The following is a 25,514-nucleotide window of genomic DNA, read 5'->3' as shown; positions in this document are numbered from 1 at the left end:
GCCGGGCTTGTCCCGGCCATCCACGCGCCGCCGCGAGCGAAGAGAGACGTGGATGCCCGGGTCAAGCCGGGCATGACGATCGAGAGAGAAAGAAGCGCAGAAATGACCCATCTCGTCCCCACGGGCTTCCTCAGCATCGATGGCGCCAGTCTCGAATACATCTGGCTCGCCCCGCCAGTCGCCGACGCGCCGACCATCGTTATGCTGCACGAGGGACTCGGCTCCGCCGGCTTGTGGGGCGATTTTCCGGCGAAGCTCCAGCAAGCCACGGGCGCGGGCATCTTCGCCTATTCGCGCGCGGGCTACGGTCAGTCGAGCCCGGTGACATTGCCGCGGCCGCTCGACTACATGCAGCGCGAGGCGCTGGACGTGCTGCCGAAGATCCTCGACGCGATCGGCTTCAAGCGCGGTCTCCTGCTCGGCCATTCCGACGGGGCCTCGATCGCAGCGATCTATGCCGGTTCACATCAGGATCATCGCTTGCAGGGCATCGCGCTGATCGCGCCGCATTTCATCGTCGAAGACATCTCGGTGAGATCCATCGCCGCGATCAAGACCACCTATGAGACCACGGAGCTCAGGACGAAGCTGGCGCGCTGGCACAAGGAGGTCGACAACGCGTTCTATGGCTGGAACGGCGCCTGGCTCGATCCGAAATTCCGCGATTGGGACATCTCGGACTATCTCGCCTATATCCGCGTGCCCGTCATGGTTCTGCAAGGCGTGGACGACCAGTACGGGACGCTGCGCCAGGCCGAGATCGCGCAGGAGGAATGTTACTGCCCGGTCGATCTGAAGATCATTGCGGGCGCAGCGCATTCACCGCATCGCGAGGCACCGGGGCCCACGCTCGAGGCCATCGCGCAGTTTGCGAAGGCCGCCCTGCGGGACGACCCTAGCCTCCAGGCGGCGTGAGGCCCTTGGGGCCTCGCGCTGGATGAAGCAAAGTGCATACAGGCCTCGGATTTTGAGCTAGACTTACCCAATAATATGCATTATTGTGCATCTAACGCTCCAGACCGCATAACCAAGCTCAAAGGTGGCCCATGGCCGGGGAAGATCGGCGCCTCGCAGGCGGCGCGACATTCATCGATTTCCAGACCGAACCGTCGCGCTACAAGCACTGGAAGCTGGCGGTCGACGGTGACGTCGCGACGCTGACCATGGACGTCGACGAGACTGGCGGCCTGTTCGAAGGCTATCTGCTCAAGCTCAATTCCTACGATCTCGGCGTCGATATCGAACTCGCTGATGCGCTCCAGCGCCTGCGCTTCGAGCACCCGGAGGTGAAGGTCGTGGTGATGCGCTCGGCCAAGAACCGCGTGTTCTGCGCCGGCGCAAACATCCGCATGCTCGCGGGCTCCACCCATGCCCACAAGGTCAATTTCTGCAAGTTCACCAACGAGACCCGCAACGGCATGGAAGACTCGTCGGAGAATTCCGGCCAGCGCTTCATCACCGTGGTGAATGGCTCCGCTGCCGGCGGCGGCTATGAGCTCGCGCTCGCGACCGATCACATCATCCTCGCCGATGACGGCGCGTCCGCTGTCGCCTTGCCCGAGGTCCCGCTGCTCGCCGTGCTGCCCGGCACCGGCGGCCTCACCCGCGTCGTCGACAAGCGCAAAGTGCGCCGCGACCATGCCGATTTCTTCTGCACCATCGAGGAGGGCGTGAAGGGCAAGCGCGCGGTGCAATGGCGCCTCGTTGACGAGATCGCGCCGAACTCCAAGCTCGAAGCCAGGATCGCCGAGCGCGCCAAGGAGTTCGCGGCCGCCTCGAAGCGCCAGGGCAGCGGCAGGGGCATCGCGCTGACGCCGCTCAAGCGCGTCATCGACGCGACGAGCATCCGCTATGGCTTCGTCACCGTCGACGTCGATCGCGCCGCACGGATCGCAACCATCTCGATCAAGGCGCCCGAGATGTCACCGCCCGCCGACATCGACGGCATGATGGCGCTAGGAGCCTCGTTCTGGCCGCTCCAGGTTGCCCGCGAGCTCGACGACGCCATCCTGCACCTGCGCATCAACGAGCTCGAGATCGCCATGCTGGTGTTCAAGAGCCATGGCGACCGCGCTCATGTGCTCGCCTGCGACGCCTTCCTGGAAGCCAACAAGGCGCACTGGCTGGTCAACGAGGTCAGGCATTACTGGAAGCGCGTGCTCAAGCGAATCGATGTCACCTCGCGCACGCTGGTGACGCTGGTCGAGCCCGGCTCCTGCTTTGCCGGCACGCTCGCCGAACTCGTGTTCGCCGCCGACCGCTCTTACATGCTGATCGGCACGCGCCAGGGCGACAACCAGCAGCCGCCGTCGATTGAACTTTCAGCGATGAACTTTGGTCCGTATCCGATGAGCCACGGCCTGACGCGGCTGCAGTCGCGCTTCCAGGCCGATCCGTCCGATGTGGAGCGCGCCGAAGCGACAATCGGGACGAGCTTGGACGCAGAGGAGGCTGAGGAGCTCGGGCTTGTCACCTTCGCGCTCGACGACATCGACTGGGACGATGAAGTCCGCGTCTTCCTTGAGGAGCGCGCCAGCTTCTCGCCCGACAGTCTCACCGGCATGGAAGCGAGCCTGCGCTTCGTCGGCCCCGAGACCATGGAATCAAAGATCTTCGCGCGCCTCACCGCCTGGCAGAACTGGATCTTCCAGCGCCCCAACGCGGTCGGCGAGGAAGGCGCGCTGCGCCGCTATGGCAGCGGCCAGAAGCCGAAATTCGATATGACGCGGGTTTGATGACTTTCGTGTCCCGGGCGCGCTGCGGCACGAAGTGACGCTGCGCAGAACCGGGAGCCAGACGGACCTAACGATAGGTCCCGGCTCAGCAGTGCAGCACTTCGCGCCGCATTGCGTCCGGGAAGAGACCGATCAAGGAGAGCACGGCCATGAACATGAACATCATGAACGTCGACTACTCGACCAAGATTCCGAACAACGTGAATCTCGCGGAAGACCGCCAGGTGCTCAAAGCCCTGGAGGGCTGGCATCCCGGTTATATGGACTGGTGGAGCGACATGGGGCCGGAAGGTTTCCAGGAATCGCTGGTGTACTTGCGCACCGCTTATTCCGTCGATCCGCGCGGCTGGGCCAAATTCGATTATGTCCGCATGCCCGAATATCGCTGGGGCATTTTGCTCGCGCCGCAGGAAGAAAATCGCGTCGTGCCGTTCGGCGAGCATTATGGCGAGCCGGCGTGGCAGGAAGTCCCCGGCGAGCATCGCGCCATGCTGCGCCGTCTGATCGTGATCCAGGGCGACACCGAGCCGGCCTCGGTCGAGCAGCAGCGCCATCTCGGCAAGACCGCGCCCTCGCTCTACGATATGCGCAACCTGTTCCAGGTCAACGTGGAGGAAGGCCGTCACCTCTGGGCAATGGTCTATCTGCTGCAGAAATATTTCGGCCGCGACGGGCGCGAGGAAGCCGACGAGTTGTTGCGCCGGCGCTCGGGCGATGCCGATGCGCCGCGCATGCTCGGCGCTTTCAACGAGGCGACGCCGGACTGGCTGTCCTTCTTCATGTTCACCTACTTCACCGACCGCGACGGCAAGATGCAGCTCCACTCGCTGGCGCAGTCGGGCTTCGATCCCTTGTCGCGCACCTGCCGCTTCATGCTGACGGAGGAAGCGCATCACATGTTCGTCGGCGAGACCGGCATCACCCGCGTCGTGCAGCGTACCTGCGATGCGATGAAGGCGGCCGGCATCACCGATCCCGCCGACATCGCCAAGGTGCGCGCGCTCGGCGTCATCGATCTTCCGACCATCCAGAAGAAGCTGAACCTGCACTACACGCTGTCGCTCGACCTGTTCGGCTCGGAGGTCTCGACCAACGCGGCAAACGCCTTCAACGCCGGTATCAAGGGCCGCTACCACGAGACCCAGATCGAGGACGATCACCAGCTCAAGACTTCCACCTATCCGGTGCTCAAGTTGATCAACGGCGAGATCAAGCTGGTCGACGAGCCGGCGCTGACCGCGCTCAACATGCGCTTGCGCGACGACTACAGCCAGGATTGCGTCAAGGGCCTGCTGCGCTGGAACAAGGTGATCTCGACCGCCGGATACGATTTCAAGCTGACGCTGCCCAACGTCGCCTTCCACCGTCATATCGGCGAGTTCAAGGACGTGCACGCCACGCCCGAGGGCATCCTGATCGACGACGCCACCTGGGCCAGGCGCAAGGACGAGTGGCTGCCCTCGAAGAGCGATGGCGACTTCATCACCTCCCTGATGCAGCCCGTCACCGAAATCGGCCAGTTCGCCTCGTGGATCTCGCCGCCGAAGGTCGGCATCGACAACAAGCCCGGCGATTTCGAGTACGTGAAGATCGAGTCGTAAGACGTCAGGGCCAGGTGCTCTTGCCGCACTGAAAGCTGTCATCACCCGCGAAAGCGGGTGATCCAGTATTCCAGAGGCGGACGTTGTTAATCGAGAAGCCTCGGCGTACTGGATGCCCCGGTCGAGCCGGGGCATGACAGCGCGTGTGTGGTGAGGGCGAGGCCCTAAACCCTCCGCCTACCCCGCAATCTCCAGCCCAGCGTTCGCGTACACCACTCCGCCGTCGACCGCGATGGTGTTGCCGACGACGTAATCCCCCGCGCGCGAGGCCAGATAGATTGCGACGCCCGCCATGTCCTCGTCGGTGCCGATGCGCCGCGACGGAATGCGTTTTGCGACCTCATCCGAATGGTCACGCGCGGCGCGGTTCATGTCGGATTTGAACGCGCCGGGCGCGATCGCAGTCACGTTGATGTTGTCCTTGATCAGCTTCGTCGCCATGCGCCGCGTCAAATGGATTACGGCGGCTTTGCTGGCGGCATAGGAATAGGTCTCGCCCGGATTGACGAAGATGCCGTCGACGGATGCGATGTTGATGACCTTGGCCGGCCGCTCGTGCGAGGCGGCCGCGCGCAGCGGTTTTGCCAGCGCCTTGGTCAGGAAGAACAGCGATTTGACGTTGAGGTCCATCACCTTGTCCCAGCCGCTTTCGGGGAATTCGTCGAAATCCGCGCCCCAGGCTGCGCCGGCATTGTTGACGAGGATGTCGAGCTTCGGCTCCAGCTTGATGATCTCGGAAGCCAGCTTGTCGCAGCCTTCGACGGTCGAGATGTCGATCGGCAGCGCGATGCATTCGCCGTCATATCGCGCCGAGAGCTCTTTCGCGGTGGCTTCGCACGGGCCGGCCTTGCGCGCGGTGATGTAGACCTTCGCCGCGCCGGCACCGAGGAAGCCGGCCGCGATCATCTTGCCGATGCCGCGCGAGCCGCCGGTCACGAGCGCGATACGGCCTTTGAGCGAAAACAGATCGTTGAACATGGTGCCTCCCTTGGGTTGGCGACGTTTTGAGCGCCACAGGGAGGGGAGTCAACTCGCGACCTTCACCGGGACGACAGTCAAGCCGCCGCGATCCGGCGGAAGCCGTTCCACATCGCGGTCGCGGCGCCAGAGGTCAGCACCGGCAGAATGCGTGCGTCCTGGTAATTTCCGTTGAGCGAAACGCGCGGCAGCGCCGTCATGTGGCCGGCGTTCTCCGCGAACAGCATGCCCGGCCGCGTCGTCACCGCGGTCTTGAAGCCGGCGGACGCGGCCAGCGCGAATTCGCGCGCTCCCGCGGCGTCGCGGTCGCCATAGGGGTAGGCGAGATGCAGCACCTCGCGCTGCAGCGCCTGCTCGATGCGCAGTCGACTCCCCGCCATCTCCTGCGCGGCGATCTCCTCGCTCTGCCTGGCAAGATTGCCATGACTGATCGTATGGGCGCCAATCGTGACCAGCGGATCGGCCGCGAGCCGCTTCACCTCGTCCCAGGATAGGCAAAGGCTGCGGCACAGCGCTTCCATGTCGACGCCATGCGCGGCGCAGAGCGCCTCGATCTCGCGCTTCAGATCGTGCTCGCCCGGCAGCGCGCGCAGCCAATCGTGCAGGCGATCGAACGCCGCCTGTTTTGCCGCCGGCGTCGTTGCATCGAGCCGAAGCGCGGAATAACCGATTTTGACGTCGATCTGCTCGGCCTTGGCGACGACGGCTTCCAGGGCGACCCACCACAATCGTCCAATGCCCTCGGCGAAGTCGCTGGCGACATAGATGGTCGCCGGCGCGTCGAATTCGCTCAGCACCGGCAAAGCATGGTCCCGGTTGTCGCGATACCCGTCATCCAGGGTGAAGGCCGCGAAGCGGCGATCGAACCGGCCCTGAACCAGCCGCTCGTGCAGCTCGTCCATGCTGACGATGTCGATCTCGCGCGAACGCAAATGGCACAGGGTTGCGCGCAGGAATTCGGGGGTGACCTCGAGATGCCGGTTCGGTTGGAATGCGCCCTCTCGGGCCGGCCGCACGTGGTGAAGCATGAAAATCGCGCCGACGCCCGATAGCAGCGGACGCAGCAGATGATGCGCCCCGCTGAGGTAGAGTGCACCCAGCCCGGCGCGAATGACGTTGTTACGGAGTTGTTTCATGACCGGCCGGTCGACCCCTGGGCATTCCGCCCTCCATTTAAGGACCGACCCTTGAAGAAAAAGTTATTCCAATTGTCCACGCGCAGTCCCCGAAACGGCCCCATTTCCGGTTTGACAGCCTGCCAAGGGTTTGTTTTGTCTCCGGTTCCAGAGTTCGGGTCGTCGAATGCAGATGCTTTTCAGGTGGGCCAGCAAATGGTGGCCGGGGCTGATTCCCCTGGCCGTCATGTGGGGATTTGCGGCCTGGAATAACACCTTGCCTGTGGAGGCCGATCTGTCGGCCCGCAGCTCGGCTGCGCTCAAGGACACCGTCCTGGACAAGACCCGGATCGCGGTCGACGGCCGCGACGTCAGCCTGGCCGCAGATGCTTTTTCGGAGGAGGGGCGCCGCGACGCGGTGACCACGGTCGAGATGGTGCCGGGTGTGCGGCTGGTCGACGATCAGACTCGCCTGGTTCCTGAAGCAAAACCCTTCGTCTGGAACGCCGAGCGCGACGTGGTGCGGGTGACGCTGTCGGGCTCCGCCCCGTTGCCGGCGATGAAGGCCCGGCTGACGGAAGCTGCGCGTAAGGAGGTCAATGGGACCGAGGTCGCCGATCAGATGGGTCTGGCCCGCGGTGCACCTCCGCGCTTCGAGGCGGCTGCCATGCTGCTGCTCGACCAGATCGGCAAGCTGAAGGACGGCAAGATCACGATCTCGGACACCAAGGTCAATCTGTCAGGCATGGCCCGCGACCTCGGCGGCCGCGAAGCGATCGCCGCGGCGCTGAAGAATCTGCCCGAAGGTTTCTCGATCGCCGCCAACGAGATCAAGGCGCCGCCTTACATCTTCCAAGCCTACAAGGACCCGGTGGCGGCCACATTGACCCTGACCGGTTACGTGCCCGACAACGCCGTGCACACCGCGATCGCAACCAGCGCGTCGCGAAAGTTCTTCACCGAGAAGGTGGTCGACAATCTCAAGGCCAGCCTCGGCGCGCCCAGTTCGTTCAGCACCGCCGTGGTCGCAGCGCTCGGCGCGCTGTCTCGGCTGTCGACCGGCACGCTCGTGGTATCCGATCGCGAGGTCAAGCTGTCGGGTGATGCGCTGTACGAAGGCGCGGCCAACGACATCCGCGCGGGCCTCGGCAAAGACTTTCCGAAGACCTGGCAGTACAAGCCCGAAATCACCGTCAAGCCCGCGGCAGGGCCGGTCGACGGCACCGTCTGCCAGCAATTGTTTTCCGAGCTCTTGGCGAAGGGCAAGATCCGCTTCGAGCCCAAGCGCGCCGACATCGATCCTGACTCCGCCGGCATTCTCGATCATCTGATCGAGACGGCACTGCGTTGCCCGACCACCAATATCGAGGTCGCGGGCCATACCGATGCCGATGGCGAGGACTCCTTCAACCAGGCGCTTTCCGAGAAGCGCGCGCAGGCGGTGATCGCCTATTTGGTCAAGGCCGGCCTGCCGGCGGATCGCTTCACCGCGGTCGGTTACGGCAGCACGCAGCCCGTCGCCGGTAACGATACCGACGATGGCAAGGCGCAAAACCGCCGCATCGAGTTTCTGGTGAGGTGACGATGCCCTATCTCGTCTCGTTCCATATGGGCTGGCTCATCGGCTCGGTTCTGCTGGGCTTCTGCATGGGCTGGATCTCGGTGGTCCAGCGCGGCAACGGCACCTCGAAAGTCACGGCGCGCTGGCTCGCGGCGCTGGTCGCGGGCCTGGTCGCGGCGTCGTTCGCGCATGTCGTTCCCGGCCGCTTCGGTTACTGGCTCGATCTCGGGCTGGTCATGCTCGCCTGCTACCTTGTCGGCTGCACCATCGGCGCATGGCTGCGCTATTGGGTGGTCTCGCGCAGCCAGCCTGCGGCCTGACCCTGCATCAACGGTCAGGCGATCTGTCGCCCAAAGTTCGATAACGCACTGATCGGAAACGAGATCGACAAGTCAAAAAGTCATCGCTTGACATTAATACGTACGTACGTATTATGACGCCATGCCAAAGCCATCGCTCAAAGACGCCATTCTCGACGCCGGCCTGAGGGTCATGTTCCGGACCGGCTATCACGGCACCAGCGTGCGCGACGTCACCGCCGCGGCGGGCGCGCCGCAGGGGTCCTTCACCAATCATTTCCGCTCCAAGGAGGCGTTCGCCTCCGAGGTGCTTGACCGCTATTTCGATGTCACCAGAGGCCTGGTCGCGGAGGCGCTCGAGGACACCTCGCTGACGCCGCGCGCGCGGCTCAGGCGCTATCTCGACATCATCACCGGCCGGCTCGAGGCCGATGGCTACGGCCGTGGCTGCCTGATCGGCGATCTCAGCCTGGAAGCGACCGGAAGCAGCGAGATGCTGCGTGCGCGTCTGGCGCAGATCTTTGCCGAATGGCGCATGCCGTTCGCCGCCTGCATCCGGGATGCCCAGACCTGCGGCGAGATCGCCTCCGATTTCGCGCCTGAGGAGCTTGCCGACTTCCTGCTTGCGTCCTGGCAGGGCGCGATCCTGCGCATGAAGGTCGATCGCAGTCCCAAGGCGCTCGAGCGTTTCAAGACCATCGCATTCCAAACCGTGTTCAAGGAGCTGACATGACCAAGCAGATCGAGATCCGCAAAGCGTCCGTCCTCGGAAGCAGCATGGCCTATCGCGAAACCGGCGCGGAGGATGCGCCCGTTGCGCTCTTCCTGCACGGCAGTCCGACCTCGTCGCACATCTGGCGCAACATCTTGCCGCTGGTGGCGCCGGTCGCGCATTGCATCGCACCCGACAACATCGGCTTCGGTCAATCCGACAAGCCCGACATCGCCTATCGCTTCTTCGACCTCGTCCGCTATCTCGATGCTTTCATCGAACAGCGCGGTATCACGTCCGCCTATCTCGTCGCGCAGGATTGGGGCACGGCGCTCGCTCTTCATCTCGCTGCGCGCCGGCCGGATCTCGTGCGCGGCCTCGCCTTCATGGAGTTCATCCGCCCGATGCCGACCTGGCAGGATTTCCATCACACCGAGGTCGCCGAGGAGCAGGACCACGCAGAGGCGGCGCGAGCGGCCTTCCGCAAATTCAGGGCCCCGGGCGAGGGCGAAGCGATGATCCTCGAGGCCAATGCCTTCGTCGAGCGCATACTGCCCGGCGGTATCGTGCGCAAACTGAGCGAAGAGGAGATGGCGCCCTATCGCGCGCCGTTCCCGACGGCGGAAAGCCGCCGCCCCGTTCTCGCACTTCCGCGCGAATTGCCGATCGCAGGCGAGCCCGCCGATGTCTACGGGGCCCTCCAAGCGGCGCATGCGGCGCTGGGTGCATCGTCTTATCCCAAGCTGCTGTTTTCAGGTGCGCCCGGCGCTCTCGTCTCGCCCGTCTACGCCGAGCAGTTCGCAGCCTCGCTGAAGCATTGCGCCCACGTGCATCTCGGCCCCGGCCTGCACTTCCTTCAGGAGGATCACCCCGAGGCCATCGGCCGTTCCGTCGCGGGCTGGATCGCCGGCATCGAAGCGATGCGCCCTCAGCTTGCAGCTTGAGGAGGCTGCTACCTCCGAGCACCATGTTGCACGCGGCCGCCCGGTGGGGCGGCCGCGTGCCTGCGTCTTGCTATGTTATGCCGCGGTGCACCCAGATGATCCGGAGCAAAGGCAAGGCGCGCGTGCGTTGTCGCGCGATTGATTGCTCCGCAGCGCGGTGGCGCCCTCTTCCAACAGACCGATCCTGCTCATAGATTGATTTCGACTTAAGGCGCGACGGAACATTGTCGGGCCGAAATCATCAAAACTTCACGGCGGCTGCGCAGGATTGCCACGGAGATTCGCGTCGAGCCTTGCCGCCGAAAGCGCCAAACCGTGCATCAGGAGCCCGCATCCTGCCTAAAACATTGAAGGCACGTGATTTTGTTCACATTGGCGAATTCCACTCCGCCGCAAAACGCGCTAGTGGAGGAACGGGGGGCATGCGCGATGCCGGAGCCGGCGACGAGGGGTCGTCGAGTGCCCGTGCGTCATCCGCCCGTTCGCTGGCCCCCCTGGCCGCTGAAGCGTTGTTTGAGGTCTAGATGCTGGAAGCCATACGCAGGGCGATGACGTTTCTGCGCCAGAAGCAAATCCTGCATAAGCTTGGAGTTGTGATCAGCGTCGCGGTCATTGGCATCGCTTGCTATGTGCTCTATCACATGCTGCGCGGCATCGACTTCAACGAGGTGATCGAAGCGATCAAGAGCACCGAACCGAGCCAGATTGCGATGGCAGGCCTGTTCGTCGCTGCGGGCTATTTCACCCTGACCTTCTACGATCTGTTCGCAGTGCGCGCGATCGGTCATTCCGAAGTGCCCTATCGCGTCAACGCGCTCGCAGCTTTCACCAGCTATTCGATCGGTCACAATGTCGGCGCATCCGTCTTCACTGGCGGTGCTGTGCGCTACCGCATCTATTCGGCCTACGGCCTCAACGCGATCGATGTCGCAAAGATCTGCTTTCTCGCCGGCCTCACCTTCTGGCTCGGCAATGCCGCCGTGCTCGGCCTTGGCATCTCCTACCATCCGGAGGCGGCTGCCTCGATCGATCTGCTGCCGCCCTGGCTCAATCGGACCATCGCGATGATGATCATCGTCGGGCTGGTCGGATACGTGGTCTGGGTCTGGACCCAGCCGCGGGTGGTTGGACGCGGTCCCTGGACCGTGGTGCTGCCGGGCGGCCCGCTGACGCTGCTCCAGATTGCGATCGGCATCATCGACCTCGGCTTCTGCGCGCTTGCCATGTATGTGCTGGTGCCCGACGAGCCCAATCTCGGCTTCGTCGTCGTCGCTGTCATCTTCGTCTCGGCGACACTGCTTGGCTTTGCCAGCCATTCGCCCGGCGGGCTCGGGGTGTTCGATGCCGCCATGCTGGTCGGCCTCTGGCAGATGGACCGCGAGGAATTGCTCGGCGGCATGCTGCTGTTCCGGGTCCTCTATTATCTGTCGCCTTTTGTCATCTCTGTAATCTTGCTGACGTTTCGCGAGGTTATCATCGGCGCTCGATCGAAGCGCCTGCAGCAGGCGGCGCTCAAGCTCGACCCCGGCCCACCGCCTGAAGCCGCTTATGTCAGAAAGCGCAGCGACGGCGGCGCCTGACCGGCCCAAATTCTTTGGTAAAGTCCCCTAGGAGAAGTCCGCCCCGATGGCGATCGACGCCCCATCTTCTCCCCCCGCCCAGCCCTGGTCCGACCGGCTGCGGCACTCGACGATCATCCTGATCGCTGCGGCGCTGGCGCTGTCGATCGTGGTGTCGCTCGGCGAATTGTCGGCGCTGCACGCCGCGATCATCTTTCTCTCCATCGCCGCTGCGGCGCTGATCCCCTGGCGGCTGCACGATACCGCCGCCTCGCGCGAAGACGTCAGGCGCGTCAATCCGGTTGAGACCGCGGCGGTGGCCGCTCTGGTCGCCGGCATGCCGGATCCGGCCGTGCTGCTCGACCGCGCCGGCCGCGTCATCCATCTCAACGCCGCCGCGGCCCAGCTTGCACCGGCGCTGCGCAAGAACGAGCTCGCCCAGTTCGCGCTTCGCTCGCCCGAGATCATCACGGCGCTGCGCGAGTCGATTGCGACAACCGAGCCGCGGCGCGCGACCTATCTCGACCACGTGCCGGTGGATCGCTGGATGGAGCTGATCATCACCCCAGTGCCGGTGCCGACCAATTTCGGCGGCGCCGACAAATGCATGCTGATGACCTTCCATGACCAGACGCCGCTGCGCCGGGTCGAGGAGATGCGCGCCGACTTCGTCGCCAATGCCAGCCACGAGCTGCGCACGCCGCTGGCCGCGCTCTCCGGCTTCATCGATACGCTGCAGGGCCAGGCCAAGGACGATCCCAAGGCGCGTGAGCGCTTCCTCGGCATCATGCACAATCAGGCCACGCGCATGGCGCGCCTGATCGACGATCTCTTGTCGCTGTCGCGGGTGGAGCTGTCGGCCCATGTGCGGCCGGATACCCTCGTCGACCTGCTGCCGATCATCCGTCAGGTCGCAGACGGGCTTGAGCCGCTGGCGCGCGAGCGCCAGGTCGAGGTCGAGACCCATCTGCCGGAAGACTCCGTGATGATCGCTGGCGATCGCGAGGAATTGCTGCGGCTGTTCGAGAACCTGATCGAGAACGCGCTCAAATACGGCGCCTCCGGGGGACGCGTCATCGTGTCGCTCACCACGGCGCCGATGACAGATGGAGCTCAGGAAATCCGCGTCACGGTGCGCGATTTCGGCCCCGGCATCGCCCCAGAGCACCTGCCGCGCCTGACAGAGCGCTTCTACCGGGTGGATGTCGGTGACAGCCGCTCGCAGGGCGGAACCGGGCTCGGATTATCGTTGGTGAAACATATTCTTAACCGCCACCGCGGCCGTCTTTTGATCGAAAGCGTGCCCAAACAGGGCGCCACCTTCACCGCCTGTTTTCCCCCGGCTAAGACTTTAGTTTAGGCAAAAAGATTAAGCAATTTCAGCTGCTTAGTCCTGTCATCCGACTGTCACGAAACCTTCGTAAAAGCTCAGCCGACCGCTCCTAAAGGGGCGGCGCGGGGAGCGCGATCGGGCGCGGAAGGCGCTTCGTTCCCCTGTATGGAGACCAGCATGAATTTCATCAAGACTATCGTCGCTGCCGGCTTGGTCGCCGCATCGACGTCGGCTCATGCCGCTGATATTACGGGGGCGGGTTCCAGCTTCATCTTCCCGGTTCTCTCCAAGTGGGCCGATGCCTACAAGAAGGAGACGAATGGTGTCGTGAACTACCAGTCGATCGGCTCGGGCGCCGGCATCAAGCAGGTGCAGGCGAAGACCGTGACCTTCGGTGCGACCGACGCGCCGCTCAAGGCTGAACAGCTCGACAAGGACGGACTTGCCCAGTGGCCGCAGATCATGGGCGGCATCGTTCCGGTGGTGAACGTCGACGGCGTCAAGGCGGGCGATATCGTGCTGGACGGCCAGACGCTCGCGGATATCTTCCAGGCCAAGATCACCAAGTGGGACGATCCGGCGATCAAGAAACTCAATCCGAAGGTGACGCTGCCCTCGGCCGCGATTTCGATCGTGCACCGCTCGGACGCGTCGGGTACGACCTTCAACTTCACCGACTACCTCGCCAAGGTCAGCGCGGACTGGAAGTCGAAGATCGGCTCCGGCACGGTCGTCGAATGGCCGGCTGGCGTCGGCGCCAAGGGCAACGAAGGCGTGTCCGCCAATGTCGGCCAGACCAAGAACTCGATCGGCTATGTCGAGTACGCCTATGCCAAGCAGAACAAGCTGACCTACACGGGCCTCGTGAACAAGGCCGGCAAGCCGGTGCAACCGACCAATGAAGCGTTCCAGGCGGCAGCTGCAAACGCCGATTGGGCGCACGCACCCGGCTACTACCTGATTCTGACCGACCAGCCGGGCGACAAGTCCTGGCCGATCGTCGCCTCGACCTTCATCCTGATCCACAAGGACGCGACCGACAAGGCGGCGGTCCAGGACGCCCTCAAGTTCTTCAAGTTCTCGTTCGAGAAGGGCGCCAAGATGGCCGAGGAGCTCGACTACATCCCGATGCCCGACTCGGTCGTCAAGCAGGTCGAGAAGAGCTGGGCTGCGGACATCAAGAGCTGATCGCGGCGACGCCATGCTCGCGCCCCGTCATTGCCGGGCGCGAGTACAGGGAGCGAGCCCGGAATCTTCTGATCCCGGGTTCTGGTCCTCCGGACCAGCCCGGCAACGACGAGGGTCAAATCGTCCGACGAGGCCGCCTTCGCCGGCGGCATGCAGATGACGTAGGTATAAAGGGGGCTGGCGTGGCAGACATGGCCGTACAAAGCGACGCACCGGTGATGGACGCGGCCGGACCCTATGACCGCGCCAAGGCGCTCAGCGCCTTCAAATTGGGTGATGTCACCTTCTATTGGATTACCCGTCTCAGCGCGATTTCGGTGCTGCTGATCCTCGGCGGCATCATCGTTTCGTTGATCATCGGTGCCTGGCCGGCCGCGAAAGCCTTCGGCATTCAGTTCTTGTGGACCCAACGCTGGGCGCCATCGGCAGACCCGCCCGTTCTGGGTGCGCTGTCGCCGATGTATGGCACGCTCGTCACGTCCATCATCGCGATGGTGATCGCGATCCCGGTCGGCCTCGGCATCGCCATCTTCCTCACCGAACTCTGCCCGCAATGGCTGCGCCGGCCGATCGGCATTGCAATCGAGCTGCTCGCGGGCATTCCCTCCATCATCTACGGCATGTGGGGTTTCTTCGTGCTGGGGCCGTTCCTGGCCTACACGTTCCAACCCTTCATGATCGACACGTTCGGATCGGTGCCGGTTCTCGGCGCGATCTTCGCCGGGCCGCCGTCCTATCTCAGCCTGTTCAACGCAGCGCTCATTCTGGCGATCATGGTGCTGCCGTTCATCACCGCCATCTCTGTCGACGTATTCAAGACCGTACCGCCCGTGTTGAAGGAGGCCGCCTACGGCGTCGGCTGCACCACCTGGGAGGTGGTCCGCAGCGTGGTCATTCCATACACCCGGGTCGGCGTGATCGGCGGCATCATGCTGGCGCTGGGGCGCGCGCTCGGCGAGACCATGGCGGTGACCTTCATCATCGGTAATTCGTTCCGCATCTCGTCTTCGATCTTCGCGCCCGGGACGACCATTTCGGCGGCGATCGCGAGCGAGTTCGCCGAAAGCGACGGCCTGCACCAGTCTGCCTTGATCCTGCTCGGCTTGCTGCTGTTCGTGTTGACGTTCTTTGTGCTGGCCGCGGCGCGGCTGATGCTGCTGAGGCTGGAAAAGAAGGCGGGGAAGTAGCGCCATGAATCCGATCTACGCACGCCGCCGCCGCAAGGACCTGGTCATTCGTGGGCTGTGCTTCGCCGCCGCCCTGTTCGGTGTCACCTGGCTTGCGCTGATCCTGGCGACGCTGCTCTACAACGGCCTCACCGCGCTCAGCCTCCAGGTCTTCACGCAAAGCACGCCGCCTCCCGGTTCGACCGAAGGCGGCCTGCTCAACGCCATCGTCGGCTCGGTCATCATGACCTTGATTGGTGTCGGCATCGGCGCGCCGCTCGGCCTGTTCGCCGGCACCTACCTCGCCGAATATGGCCGGCATGATCGCCTGACATCGGTGATCCGTTTCATCAACGACATCCTGCTCAGCGCGCCGTCGATCATCATCGGCCTGTTCATCTATGGCGCGGTGGTGGTGCCGATGCGCGGATTCTCGGGCATCGCCGGCTGTCTGGCGCTCGCCGTGATCGTGATCCCGGTGGTGCTGCGCACGACCGAGGACATGCTGCTCCTGGTGCCCAATCCGCTGCGCGAAGCCGCGAGTGCCCTCGGACTGCCGCGCTCGCTGGTGATCAAGAAGATCGCCTATCGCGCCGCGCGGTCGGGCTTGATCACGGGCGTTCTGCTCGCCACCGCGCGCGTGGCCGGCGAAACCGCGCCGCTGCTGTTCACCGCCCTGTCGAACCAGTTCTTCAGCCTGGATCTCACCAAGACGATGGCGAACCTGCCGGTCACCATCAACAACTTCGTGCAGAGTCCCTATGAATACTGGAAGCAGCTCGCCTGGAGCGGCGCGCTGCTGATCACCTTCACCGTGCTTGCCCTGAACATTGGCGCGCGCATTCTGGGCGCCGAGAGGACCGCAAAATGACCGATCTGTCCGTATCCGTGAGCTCCAACGCTCACCTTGCCGCGCAGCAGCCGCTGCCGGAGGCGCCGGCGAAGGTGACGGTGCGCAATCTCAATTTCTATTACGGCGAGCACCACGCGCTGAAGAACATCAACCTGACGCTCGGCACCAACCGCGTCACGGCCTTCATCGGTCCGTCCGGCTGCGGCAAGTCGACCCTGCTGCGCATCTTCAACCGGATGTACGACCTCTATCCGGGCCAGCGCGTCACCGGTCAGCTGATGCTCGACCAGACCAACATTCTCGACCCCAAGCTGGACCTCAACCTGCTGCGCGCCCGTGTCGGCATGGTGTTCCAGAAGCCGACGCCGTTTCCGATGACGATCTACGAGAACATCGCCTTCGGCATCCGTCTCTATGAGAAGATCTCCAAGTCGGAGATGGACGACCGCGTCGAGAAGGCGCTGCGCGGCGGCGCGCTGTGGAACGAGGTCAAGGACAAGCTCAACGCCTCCGGCCTGTCGCTGTCAGGCGGCCAGCAGCAGCGCCTCTGCATTGCCCGCACCGTCGCGGTGCGCCCCGAAGTAATTTTGTTCGACGAGCCCTGCTCGGCGCTCGATCCGATCTCGACCGCCAAGGTCGAGGAGCTGATCCAGGAACTGTCGGAGAACTACACGATCGCAATCGTCACCCACAACATGCAGCAGGCGGCGCGTGTCTCCGACAAGACCGCCTTCATGTATCTCGGCGAGCTGATCGAGTTCGACGACACCAGCAAGATCTTCACGTCGCCATCCGACCGGCGCACGCAGGATTACATCACCGGCCGGTTCGGCTGAGGAGACAGGACATGGGTTCTGAACATACCGCAAAAGCCTTCGACACCGACCTCCAGGAACTCACTCGCCTGGTCGCCGAGATGGGCGGCATCGCCGAGCGCATGATCGTCGATTCCGTCGACGCACTGATCCGCCGCGATGTCGCGCTCGGTCAGCGCGTCGTCACCATCGACGCCGAACTCGACACGCTGCAGAAGAAGATCGAGGAGCGTGCCGTCCTCACCATCGCGCGCCGTCAGCCGATGGCGATCGATCTGCGCGAGATTGTCGGCGCCATGCGGGTTGCGACCGATCTCGAACGCATCGGCGACCTCGCCAAGAACATGGGCAAGCGCGTCGCGGCGCTGGAGACGGATTTCCATCCGCTCAAGCTGTTCCGCGGCCTGGAGCACATGACCGACCTCGTGCAGCAGCAGGTCAAGTCGGTGCTGGACGCCTATGCGGCGCACGATCTGCCGGCGGCGATGGCGGTGTGGAAGGGCGACGAGGAGGTCGACGCCATCTGCACGTCGCTGTTCCGCGAGCTCCTCACCTACATGATGGAGGATCCGCGCAACATCTCGTTCTGCATCCATCTGATGTTCTGCGCCAAGAACATCGAGCGGATCGGCGACCACGCCACCAACATCGCCGAGACCGTGTTCTACATGATCGAAGGCCAGGCCATCACCGACAAGCGGCCGAAGGGCGACATGACGACGTTCGCCACCACTGTCCCGAATACTTAAGGAGCGACGACCCCATGGGCGCACGCATTATGGTGGTTGAGGACGAAGAAGCCCTGACCGAGCTTCTTCGCTACAACCTCGAGGGCGAGGGCTATGACGTCGAGACGGTGATGCGTGGCGACGACGCCGACACCCGTCTCAAGGAGCACATCCCGGATCTGATCGTGCTCGACTGGATGCTGCCGGGACTGTCGGGCATCGAGCTGTGCCGCCGGCTGCGGACCCGGTCCGACACCAAGCAGCTGCCCATCATCATGCTCACCGCGCGCGGCGAGGAGAGCGAACGCGTGCGGGGCCTCGCCACCGGCGCCGACGACTACATCGTCAAGCCGTTCTCGGTGCCCGAGCTTTTGGCGCGCGTGAAGGGCCTGCTCCGGCGCGCAAGCCCCGAGCGGCTCGCGACGGTCCTGGCTTTTGGCGACATCGAGCTCGACCGCGAAAAGCGCCGCGTGGCGCGCTCGGGCCGGCCGATCGATCTTGGCCCGACCGAATATCGCCTGCTGGAGTTCTTCCTGGAGCATCCCGGTCGCGTGTTCTCGCGCGAGCAGCTGCTCGACAGCGTCTGGGGCCGCGACATCTATATCGATGAGCGCACCGTCGACGTGCATATCGGCCGGCTGCGCAAGCTGCTCAATCTCGGCCGCGAGCAGGATCCGATCCGCACCGTCCGCGGCGCGGGCTATGCGCTCGACGATCGCTTTGCGAAGGCCGAGCAGACGTAGGGTTTGCGAGGTGAGTTGAATTCGACGGCTGCGGCAATCTCAGCCGTCGTCCCTGCGTTCGCCGGGACCATACTGTACTTGTTGAGCCGTCATCGCGTGACGGCTGTCGTCGCTCAGCCAGCTAAATCCGAGCTCTCACCGCGTGCCGGGCTTCGCCGGTGCGCGGCGGCGATCGGCGGCCGGCTGATACGCCACCCGCGAGTGCTGGGCGCAATAGGGCAGGCCGGACAGCGCCTTGCCGCCGCAGAAGAAGAAATCCGGGCTCGATGGATCGCCGACCGGCCAGTGGCAGGTGGCTTCATTCAGCTCGAGCAGCGACAGTCGCTGGCTCATCGGCACCACGTTGTCGTAGGTGACAGGCTCTGCCTCAACCTCGACCTCGAAGGCCTGCGCCAGCGCGGTGTTGCCGCGTGCCATGGGCCGGCTCACCCGCATCATCTGCTGCGCAGGACGCGCCTTGCGCGGCCGTGGAGCTGCCGAAGTCGGGCTCTTGGCGCGGCCGGACAGGCCGAGCCTGTGCACCTTGCCGATCACGGCGTTACGGGTGACATTCCCAAGCTCAGCGGCGATCTGGCTGGCCGAAAGTCCGGCCTCCCAGAGCTTTTTCAGCTGCTCGACGCGATCGTCGGACCAGGTCAAAACCGTCATTGCACCCTTTCCTTCGCCGAGCCGCCTGCCATCCTGGGGCGGCACGACGAATGCCTAAGCTTCGAAAAACCCGTGCCGCCAGAATCCCTTAAGGCTCGCCGGGCGCAATGAGACGCCCGAACGTTTACGCCGGTACATGAGGACTTTTGGGATCAGAACCGCTGCACGAGATGTCGTATCTGACAAGCCAAACGCTACAATATGGCGCGACTCACGCGCAAGAGTCCGCCGACTCGCTTCCACATGTTCCGTGGCGAAATTCCCGCAAAAACGCCACCGCAAGACTACGGAATCAGCGTTTCGCGAGGCTTTCCGGGCGGCATTGACACCCGTTTCATCAGGCCTAAGATAGTCGTGCGTGCCGCCCTTAAAAGGCGGCACGTTTCGTTTTCCGGGGCCGGTCAATGGTGCGTTGCGCAATGCACGCCTCACACCGTCCGCAACATCAAGTGACTGTCATGACCAACAGCGCAGCGCCGCATTTGCTCCCCGTTTTCGCCAGAGCCGACATCGGTTTTGAGCGCGGTGAAGGCGTCTGGTTGATCGCGACCAACGGTGATCGCTATCTCGATTTCACCTCGGGCGTTGCGGTGAATGCGCTCGGCCATGCCCATCCCGCGCTGGTCAAGGCGTTGCAGGAGCAGGCGACCAAGCTCTGGCACATGTCCAACCTGTTCCAGAGCCCCGATGGCGAGAAGCTCGCCGCGCGCCTTTGCAGCGAGAGCTTTGCGGACTTCGTATTCTTCTGCAATTCTGGCGCCGAAGCGCTGGAGGGCGTGATCAAGCTGGTCCGCCATCACCACTTCTCCAAGGGGCACCCGGAGCGCTATCGCATCATCACCTTCGAAGGCGCCTTCCACGGCCGCACGCTGGCGACGCTCGCCGCCACCGGCTCTGCAAAATATCTCGAAGGCTTTGGTCCGCCGATGGACGGTTTCGACCAGGTGCCGCATGGCGACCTCGAAGCCGTGAAGAAGGCGATCGGTCCGCACACCGCCGGTATCCTGATCGAGCCGATCCAGGGCGAGGGCGGGGTGCGTTCGGCTCCCCCCGGCTTTCTCAAGGCGCTGCGTCAGCTCTGCGACGAGAAGGGTCTGCTGCTTGCGTTCGATGAGGTGCAGACCGGCATGGGTCGCACCGGCGATCTCTTCGCTCACCGCCGCACGGGTGTGACGCCCGACGTGATGTCGCTGGCCAAGGCGCTCGGCGGCGGCTTTCCGATCGGCGCGGTGCTGGCGACCGCGGAAGCGGCTGCCGGCATGGGCCCCGGTTCGCATGGCTCGACCTTCGGCGGTAATCCGCTGGCGATTGCGGCCGCGAACGCCGTGCTCGACGTCATGCTCAAGCCCGGCTTCTTCGACCACGTGCAGAAGATGTCGCTGCTGCTCAAGCAGAAGCTCGCCGCCGTAATCGACCGTCACCCCGATGTCGTCAGCGAAGTCCGCGGCGAGGGGCTGCTGATCGGCATCAAGGCCGTGGTGCCCTCCGGCGACCTCGTCGCAGCGCTCCGGAATGAAAAGCTGCTCACGGTCGGCGCAGGAGATAATGTCGTGCGCTTCCTGCCGCCCTTGATCGTCACCGAAGCCGAGATCGAGGACAGCGTCATCAGGCTCGAACGCGCCTGCACGGCGCTCTCCGACAACAAGCGGGCGGCAAGCTGATGAGCAAGTCTCCCAAGCATTTCCTCGATATCAACGAGCTGCCGCTGTCGGAGCTCAAGAGCATGCTCGCGGCCTCCTCCGCCATGAAGGCGAAGCAGAAGGCGCATCAGCCGGTCAGGCCGCTCGAAGGCAAGACGCTGGCGATGATCTTCGAGCGCCCGTCGACCCGCACGCGCGTCTCGTTCGATGTCGCCATGCGCCAGCTCGGCGGCGAGCCCATCATGCTCACCGGCGCCGAGATGCAGCTCGGCCGCGGCGAGACCATTGCCGACACCGCGCGCGTATTGTCGCGCTATGTCGATGCCATCATGATCCGTATCCTCAACCACGAGGCGCTGCTGGAGCTTGCGGCGAACGCGACCGTGCCCGTCATCAACGGCCTGACGCGGCGCTCGCATCCTTGCCAGGTGATGGCCGATCTGATGACCTTCGAGGAGCATCGCGGCCCGATCGAAGGTCGGACCGTGGCCTGGACCGGCGACGACAACAACGTGCTGGCGTCCTGGGCCCATGCCGCCGAGCGCTTCAAGTTCAAGCTCAATGTCGCAACGCCGCCGGAGCTTGCGCCGAAGAAGGTGATGCGCGACTTCATCAAGGCCACCGGCGCGCCGATCGTGCTCGGCACCGACCCGGAGGCCGCCGTGAAGGGGGCCGATTGCGTCGTCACCGACACCTGGGTGTCGATGGGCGACAAGGAGGGCGAGCACCGCCACAACGTGCTGAAGCCCTATCAGGTCAATGCCAAGCTGATGTCGCTGGCCAAACCCGACGCGCTGTTCATGCACTGCCTGCCCGCCCATCGCGGCGAGGAGGTCACCGACGAGGTGATCGACGGCCCGCAATCGGTCGTGTTCGACGAGGCCGAAAATCGCCTGCACGCGCAGAAGGGCATTCTGGCTTGGTGCTTTGACGCGGTGAAGTAGCCTTCCTTGTAGCCCGGATCGAGCGCAGCGAAATCCGGGTTTGTGTCCGCGGATGGACTGGTCCCGGATTGCGCTGCGCTCGATCCGGGCTACGCAGGCCGTCGTTCATCGACGGAATGCGGGCGTGCCTCTTTCATTTTGCATCGACCGACCCCAGATAGAGCGCCATGGTTTACCAATCCCCTGACATGAAAACCGGGTCCGAAGGCCCGGTTCGCGCGCCATCAGCGGTTCCGATCGATGACGCCGTGCTGCCCTACGAGGTCGACGCGCTCGACGTGCGCGGCCGCCTGGTGCGGCTCGGTCCCGCGCTCGACGACATCCTGACCAAGCACGATTATCCGGCGCCGGTCGGCAAGCTGCTGGGCGAGGCCATCGTGCTGACGACGCTGCTCGGCTCGGCGCTGAAATTCGAAGGCCGCTTCATCCTGCAGGCCCAAACCGACGGTCCGGTGTCGTTCCTGGTCGTGGATTATCAGGCGCCGGATCGCCTGCGCGCCTATGCGCGCTTCGATGCCGCGCGGCTTGGTGAGGCCAAGGACTCCGGCACGCTGCTCGGCCGCGGCCATCTCGCCATGACCATCGACCAGGGCCCTGACATGAGCCGCTACCAGGGCCTGGTCGCGCTCGACGGTGGCAGCCTGGAGGATGCCGCCCACGAATATTTCCTGCGCTCCGAGCAGATCCCGACGCGCGTGCGCCTTGCGGTCGGCGAGGAGTGGCGCTCGAGTGACGGCGGCAAGCATCGCTGGCGCGCCGGCGGCATGCTGATGCAGTTCTTGCCGAAGGCGCCGGAGCGCGCGCGGCAGGCGGACCTGCATCCGGGCGATGCGCCCGAAGGCGCCGAAGTGCACAGCATCGCCGAGGATGATGCCTGGGTCGAGGCGCGCTCGCTGATCGAGACGGTCGAGGACGTCGAGCTGATCGATCCCGATCTCTCCGGCGAGCGGCTGCTCTACCGCCTCTTCCACGAACGCGGCGTGCGCGTGTTCAACCCGCTCGTCCTCAAGGCGCAATGCTCCTGCTCGCGCGACGCGGTCGCATCCATGCTGAAGAGCTTCTCGCCGGATGATCGCTCGGCGATGGTCAAGGACGACAAGGTCGTCGTGACCTGCGAGTTCTGCTCGTCGGTGTACAAGTTCACGCCGCACGAAGCGGGCGTCGCGGACGCCTAGGGCGGTCCATCCTCCGTCGTTGCGCCCATATACTCATCGTCCGACTTGATCGGGCGATCCAGTACTCCGAGACGTAGTGATGAAATCGAGAGGCTGCGGCGTACTGGGCCCCGGTCAAGCCGGGGCATGACAGTGATCGGTACCGTCCGCTAATTCAACACTCGCTTGTTGTCCGGGCTGTCGAGCGAGAATGTCGGCACCTCGATCTCGAAACGCTCGCCGGTCTCGCTGACCATCTGGTAGCGGCCGGTCATGAAGCCGGAGGCGGTCGAGAGCGGCACGCCCGAGGTGTATTCGAAACGCTCGCCGGGGGCGAGGGTCGGCTGCTCGCCGACGACGCCTTCGCCCTTGACCTCCTGCTGCCGGCCGGAGGCGTCGGTAATGATCCAGTGCCGCGTCTTGAGCTGCACGGTTTCGTCGCCGGAATTGGTGATGACGATGGTGTAGGACCAGAAATAGCGCGAGCGGTCGGCCGACGATTGCTCGGGAACAAAGTTCGGCTCGACGGTCACTTCGATCTGGCGGGTCACGGCGCGGTACATAGTTGCCATCATAACGAAATCCTGGCCCGGAACCAAATGCCGCGGGGCCTTTCGCGACATCGTCCCGCCAGAATTCACGGGGAAGTACACCCCCCAAATACACCCGTATGTGATCCGGCCGCTTTGCGAGGCGGCGACTGGACCGGTACAATTCTTGAAACGTCGCGATTTGCGGAAGGGTTTTTGGGCCCCGATGACCATTGCCGATCAAGTGACGGGATCGATCGCAGGAACCGCAAGTGCCAAGCCCGTGGGTGCCAAGCCCGTGGAGGCGAATCCGCACGCGCCCGCCATCACGCTGCCCGCCATCGGCGAGCGCGAACTCAGGCTGGACCTGTTCCGGGGCCTGGCGCTGTGGCTGATCTTCATCGACCATCTGCCGCCGAATTTGCTGACCTGGTTCACGATCCGCAATTACGGCTTCAGCGACGCCACCGAGATCTTCATCTTCATCTCCGGCTACACCGCCGCCTTCGTCTACGGCCGCGCCATGCTGGAGGGCAGCTTCGTCATCGCGACCGCGCGCATCCTGCGCCGGGTCTGGCAGATCTATGTCGCCCACGTCTTCCTGTTCACGATCTTCCTCGCCGAGATCTCCTACGTCGCGACCAGCTTCGAGAACCCGCTCTACACCGAAGAGATGGGCATCATGGATTTCCTCAAGCAGCCCGACATCACCATCGTGCAGGCGCTGCTCTTGCGCTTCCGTCCGGTCAACATGGACGTGCTGCCGCTCTATATCGTCCTGATGCTCGCGCTGCCGCTGATCCTGTGGTCGATGAAGTGGAAGCCCGACATCACACTCGCGCTTTCGGCGCTGCTCTATGCGGCGACCTGGGAATTCGACCTCTACTTCTCGGCCTATCCGAACGGCTTCTGGGCGTTCAATCCACTGGCCTGGCAATTGCTGTTCGTGTTCGGAGCCTGGTGCGCCCTTGGAGGTGCGCGACGCATGTCGCGCATTCTGGCTTCGCCGGTGACGATGTGGATCTCGATCGGCTACCTCGTCGCGGCGTTCTACGTGACGCTGACCTGGTACGTGCCGCAGCTCTCGCAATTCATGCCGAAGCGGGTCGAGCAGTGGATGTATCCGATCGACAAGACCGACCTCGACGTGCTGCGCTTCACGCACTTCCTGGCGCTGGCGGCGCTCACCGTGCGCTTCCTGCCGCGGGAGTGGCCGGGCCTGAAATCGCCCTGGCTGCGGCCACTGATCGTGTGCGGCCAGCATTCCCTCGAGATATTCTGCCTCGGCGTCTTCCTGGCCTTTGCCGGCCATTTCATCCTGGCCGAGGTCTCCGGTGGACCGGCCATGCATGCGCTGATCAGTCTCTCCGGAATCCTGATCATGTGGGGCGTTGCCTGGGTGATTTCGTGGTACAAGCGCGTGGCTGACAAAAGCGGTGCGAAAACCAAAAACGCCGTCGGCAACGCCGATCTGGCGGGAGGGGGCTGATGAAGGCGAAGGTGCTCCTGAGCCTGATCCTGCTGTGCGGCAGTCTCGCCGCGCCGTCGGCGCGCGCCGAGGATGCTGCGCCTGCTGCTCCGACCTTGCCCGCGGCCTGCGAATTGCCGTCCTATCTGCTCACAAGCGAAAGCCAGCTCCACAAGGTCGCCGACACCGTCAAATCAGGCAAACCGCTCGAAATCCTCGTCGTCGGAAGCCGCTCGACGACCATTCCGTCTTCGGAGAGCAGCTCCTATCCGGCGCGCATGGAGGCGATCCTCAAGGAGAAGCTGCCGCCGACGGAGGCCGTGCACGTCTCCGTAGAAATACAGAGCAAGAAGACCGCGGAGGAGACTGCCGGAAGCTTCGTTAAGCTGTTGGAAGCAAAAACACCTACTTTGGTGATCTGGCAGACCGGGACCGTGGATGCTATCCGATCCATCGATCCCGACGAGTTCCGCAACGCCGTGACCGAAGGGGTCGCTGCGTTGCAAAATGCAGGGGCTGACGTCGTCTTGATGAATTTGCAGTACAGCCCGCGCACCGAAACCATGATCTCGGTGCCGCCTTATCTCGATAATATGCGGGTGGTGGCGCAGGAGCATGATATCCCGCTGTTCGACCGTTTCGCGATGATGCGGCAGTGGAATGATCAGGGACAGTTCGACCTGTTCAGCCCGTCCCGCGGCCCCGAGCTGGCGAAGCAGGTCCATGATTGCATCGGCCGGGCGTTGGCGCAGTTCGTGATCGACGCAGCCCATCTGGGGCCGGCCGAGCAGCAAAATTGA

Annotated in this window: 24 protein-coding genes; 20 read left to right on the top strand and 4 right to left on the bottom strand. The window is 64.0% G+C overall.

The window, feature by feature from the left end:
* The first annotated feature begins 102 nt into the window (after window positions 1–102).
* The 3 genes from XH88_RS13875 to boxB all read left to right on the top strand — a co-directional run bounded on the left by XH88_RS13875 (window position 103) and on the right by boxB (window position 4,336).
* On the top strand, window positions 103–915 hold the full coding sequence (locus XH88_RS13875) for an alpha/beta fold hydrolase (protein WP_271668849.1): 813 nt from the start codon (window positions 103–105) through the stop codon (window positions 913–915).
* A 131-nt stretch (window positions 916–1,046) separates the two neighbouring features.
* Window positions 1,047–2,735 carry a 2,3-epoxybenzoyl-CoA dihydrolase gene (boxC, locus tag XH88_RS13870; RefSeq protein ID WP_271668848.1) on the top strand — a complete coding sequence of 563 codons (1,689 nt, stop codon included), beginning with the start codon at window positions 1,047–1,049 and terminating at the stop codon, window positions 2,733–2,735.
* 149 nt (window positions 2,736–2,884) lie between these two features.
* Window positions 2,885–4,336: a benzoyl-CoA 2,3-epoxidase subunit BoxB gene (gene boxB / locus XH88_RS13865; RefSeq protein ID WP_271668847.1), complete on the top strand. Its 1,452-nt coding sequence runs from the start codon at window positions 2,885–2,887 to the stop codon at window positions 4,334–4,336.
* A 177-nt stretch (window positions 4,337–4,513) separates the two neighbouring features.
* Here boxB and XH88_RS13860 read toward each other — a convergent pair whose 3' ends face one another.
* Window positions 4,514–5,314: an SDR family oxidoreductase gene (locus XH88_RS13860; protein ID WP_271668846.1), complete on the bottom strand. Its 801-nt coding sequence runs from the start codon at window positions 5,312–5,314 to the stop codon at window positions 4,514–4,516.
* A gap of 77 nt (window positions 5,315–5,391) precedes the next feature.
* Window positions 5,392–6,450: a polysaccharide deacetylase family protein gene (locus tag XH88_RS13855; protein WP_271668845.1), complete on the bottom strand. Its 1,059-nt coding sequence runs from the start codon at window positions 6,448–6,450 to the stop codon at window positions 5,392–5,394.
* A gap of 166 nt (window positions 6,451–6,616) precedes the next feature.
* On the opposite strand from XH88_RS13855, the gene XH88_RS13850 reads away from it, so the two are divergent.
* From XH88_RS13850 to phoB, 12 genes are all read left to right on the top strand, one after another.
* Window positions 6,617–8,011 carry an OmpA family protein gene (locus tag XH88_RS13850; protein ID WP_271668844.1) on the top strand — a complete coding sequence of 465 codons (1,395 nt, stop codon included), beginning with the start codon at window positions 6,617–6,619 and terminating at the stop codon, window positions 8,009–8,011.
* Window positions 8,012–8,013: 2 nt separating this feature from the next.
* The gene (locus XH88_RS13845) at window positions 8,014–8,310 is read left to right on the top strand and encodes a hypothetical protein (protein ID WP_271668843.1); all 297 of its coding nucleotides are present in this window, start codon (window positions 8,014–8,016) and stop codon (window positions 8,308–8,310) included.
* A 121-nt stretch (window positions 8,311–8,431) separates the two neighbouring features.
* The gene (locus XH88_RS13840) at window positions 8,432–9,022 is read left to right on the top strand and encodes a TetR/AcrR family transcriptional regulator (RefSeq protein ID WP_271668842.1); all 591 of its coding nucleotides are present in this window, start codon (window positions 8,432–8,434) and stop codon (window positions 9,020–9,022) included.
* Window positions 9,019–9,945 carry a haloalkane dehalogenase gene (locus tag XH88_RS13835; protein ID WP_271668841.1) on the top strand — a complete coding sequence of 309 codons (927 nt, stop codon included), beginning with the start codon at window positions 9,019–9,021 and terminating at the stop codon, window positions 9,943–9,945. The genes XH88_RS13840 and XH88_RS13835 overlap by 4 nt, the downstream gene beginning before the upstream one ends.
* A gap of 524 nt (window positions 9,946–10,469) precedes the next feature.
* Entirely contained in the window at window positions 10,470–11,525 is a 1,056-nt protein-coding gene (locus XH88_RS13830; RefSeq protein ID WP_271668840.1) for a UPF0104 family protein, read from the top strand.
* Window positions 11,526–11,571: 46 nt separating this feature from the next.
* Window positions 11,572–12,864, top strand: coding sequence for an ATP-binding protein (locus tag XH88_RS13825; protein WP_271668839.1), 1,293 nt, complete (start codon window positions 11,572–11,574; stop codon window positions 12,862–12,864).
* A 150-nt stretch (window positions 12,865–13,014) separates the two neighbouring features.
* Window positions 13,015–14,025, top strand: coding sequence for a phosphate ABC transporter substrate-binding protein PstS (gene pstS, locus XH88_RS13820; RefSeq protein WP_271668838.1), 1,011 nt, complete (start codon window positions 13,015–13,017; stop codon window positions 14,023–14,025).
* A gap of 191 nt (window positions 14,026–14,216) precedes the next feature.
* Complete coding sequence (pstC, locus tag XH88_RS13815) at window positions 14,217–15,212, top strand: phosphate ABC transporter permease subunit PstC (RefSeq protein WP_271668837.1); 996 nt, start codon at window positions 14,217–14,219, stop codon at window positions 15,210–15,212.
* 4 nt (window positions 15,213–15,216) lie between these two features.
* Window positions 15,217–16,062 carry a phosphate ABC transporter permease PstA gene (pstA, locus tag XH88_RS13810; RefSeq protein ID WP_271668836.1) on the top strand — a complete coding sequence of 282 codons (846 nt, stop codon included), beginning with the start codon at window positions 15,217–15,219 and terminating at the stop codon, window positions 16,060–16,062.
* On the top strand, window positions 16,059–16,880 hold the full coding sequence (pstB, locus tag XH88_RS13805) for a phosphate ABC transporter ATP-binding protein PstB (RefSeq protein WP_271668835.1): 822 nt from the start codon (window positions 16,059–16,061) through the stop codon (window positions 16,878–16,880). The genes pstA and pstB overlap by 4 nt, the downstream gene beginning before the upstream one ends.
* 11 nt (window positions 16,881–16,891) lie before the next feature.
* On the top strand, window positions 16,892–17,608 hold the full coding sequence (phoU, locus tag XH88_RS13800; RefSeq protein WP_271668834.1) for a phosphate signaling complex protein PhoU: 717 nt from the start codon (window positions 16,892–16,894) through the stop codon (window positions 17,606–17,608).
* A gap of 14 nt (window positions 17,609–17,622) precedes the next feature.
* On the top strand, window positions 17,623–18,330 hold the full coding sequence (phoB, locus tag XH88_RS13795) for a phosphate regulon transcriptional regulator PhoB (protein WP_209967046.1): 708 nt from the start codon (window positions 17,623–17,625) through the stop codon (window positions 18,328–18,330).
* Window positions 18,331–18,465: 135 nt separating this feature from the next.
* On the opposite strand, the gene XH88_RS13790 is transcribed toward phoB, so the two are convergent.
* Complete coding sequence (locus XH88_RS13790) at window positions 18,466–18,978, bottom strand: GcrA family cell cycle regulator (protein WP_271668833.1); 513 nt, start codon at window positions 18,976–18,978, stop codon at window positions 18,466–18,468.
* 458 nt (window positions 18,979–19,436) lie between these two features.
* Here XH88_RS13790 and XH88_RS13785 point away from each other — a divergent pair, with 458 nt between their 5' ends.
* From XH88_RS13785 to XH88_RS13775, 3 genes are all read left to right on the top strand, one after another.
* Complete coding sequence (locus XH88_RS13785; protein WP_271668832.1) at window positions 19,437–20,639, top strand: aspartate aminotransferase family protein; 1,203 nt, start codon at window positions 19,437–19,439, stop codon at window positions 20,637–20,639.
* Window positions 20,639–21,562: an ornithine carbamoyltransferase gene (gene argF / locus XH88_RS13780; protein ID WP_271668831.1), complete on the top strand. Its 924-nt coding sequence runs from the start codon at window positions 20,639–20,641 to the stop codon at window positions 21,560–21,562. Before XH88_RS13785 ends, argF begins: the two co-directional genes overlap by 1 nt.
* Before the next feature lie 167 nt (window positions 21,563–21,729).
* Window positions 21,730–22,737 (top strand): Hsp33 family molecular chaperone, encoded by a 1,008-nt coding sequence (locus tag XH88_RS13775; protein ID WP_271668830.1) that lies wholly within the window; start codon window positions 21,730–21,732, stop codon window positions 22,735–22,737.
* Between the two features lie 149 nt (window positions 22,738–22,886).
* Here the strand turns inward: XH88_RS13775 and apaG are convergent, their stop codons facing one another.
* A complete protein-coding gene (gene apaG, locus XH88_RS13770; protein WP_177248143.1) occupies window positions 22,887–23,279 on the bottom strand; it encodes a Co2+/Mg2+ efflux protein ApaG in 393 nt (130 codons plus the stop codon).
* Window positions 23,280–23,472: 193 nt separating this feature from the next.
* Here apaG and XH88_RS13765 point away from each other — a divergent pair, with 193 nt between their 5' ends.
* Window positions 23,473–24,735 carry an OpgC domain-containing protein gene (locus XH88_RS13765; RefSeq protein ID WP_271668829.1) on the top strand — a complete coding sequence of 421 codons (1,263 nt, stop codon included), beginning with the start codon at window positions 23,473–23,475 and terminating at the stop codon, window positions 24,733–24,735.
* Entirely contained in the window at window positions 24,735–25,514 is a 780-nt protein-coding gene (locus XH88_RS13760) for an SGNH/GDSL hydrolase family protein (protein ID WP_271668828.1), read from the top strand. Before XH88_RS13765 ends, XH88_RS13760 begins: the two co-directional genes overlap by 1 nt.

The sequence above is a fragment of the Bradyrhizobium sp. CCBAU 51627 genome (genome assembly GCF_028128765.1).
GTDB lineage: Bacteria > Pseudomonadota > Alphaproteobacteria > Rhizobiales > Xanthobacteraceae > Bradyrhizobium.
Note: the sequence above shows the minus strand (reverse complement) of the source record. Positions and strands in the feature narration are given on the sequence as shown.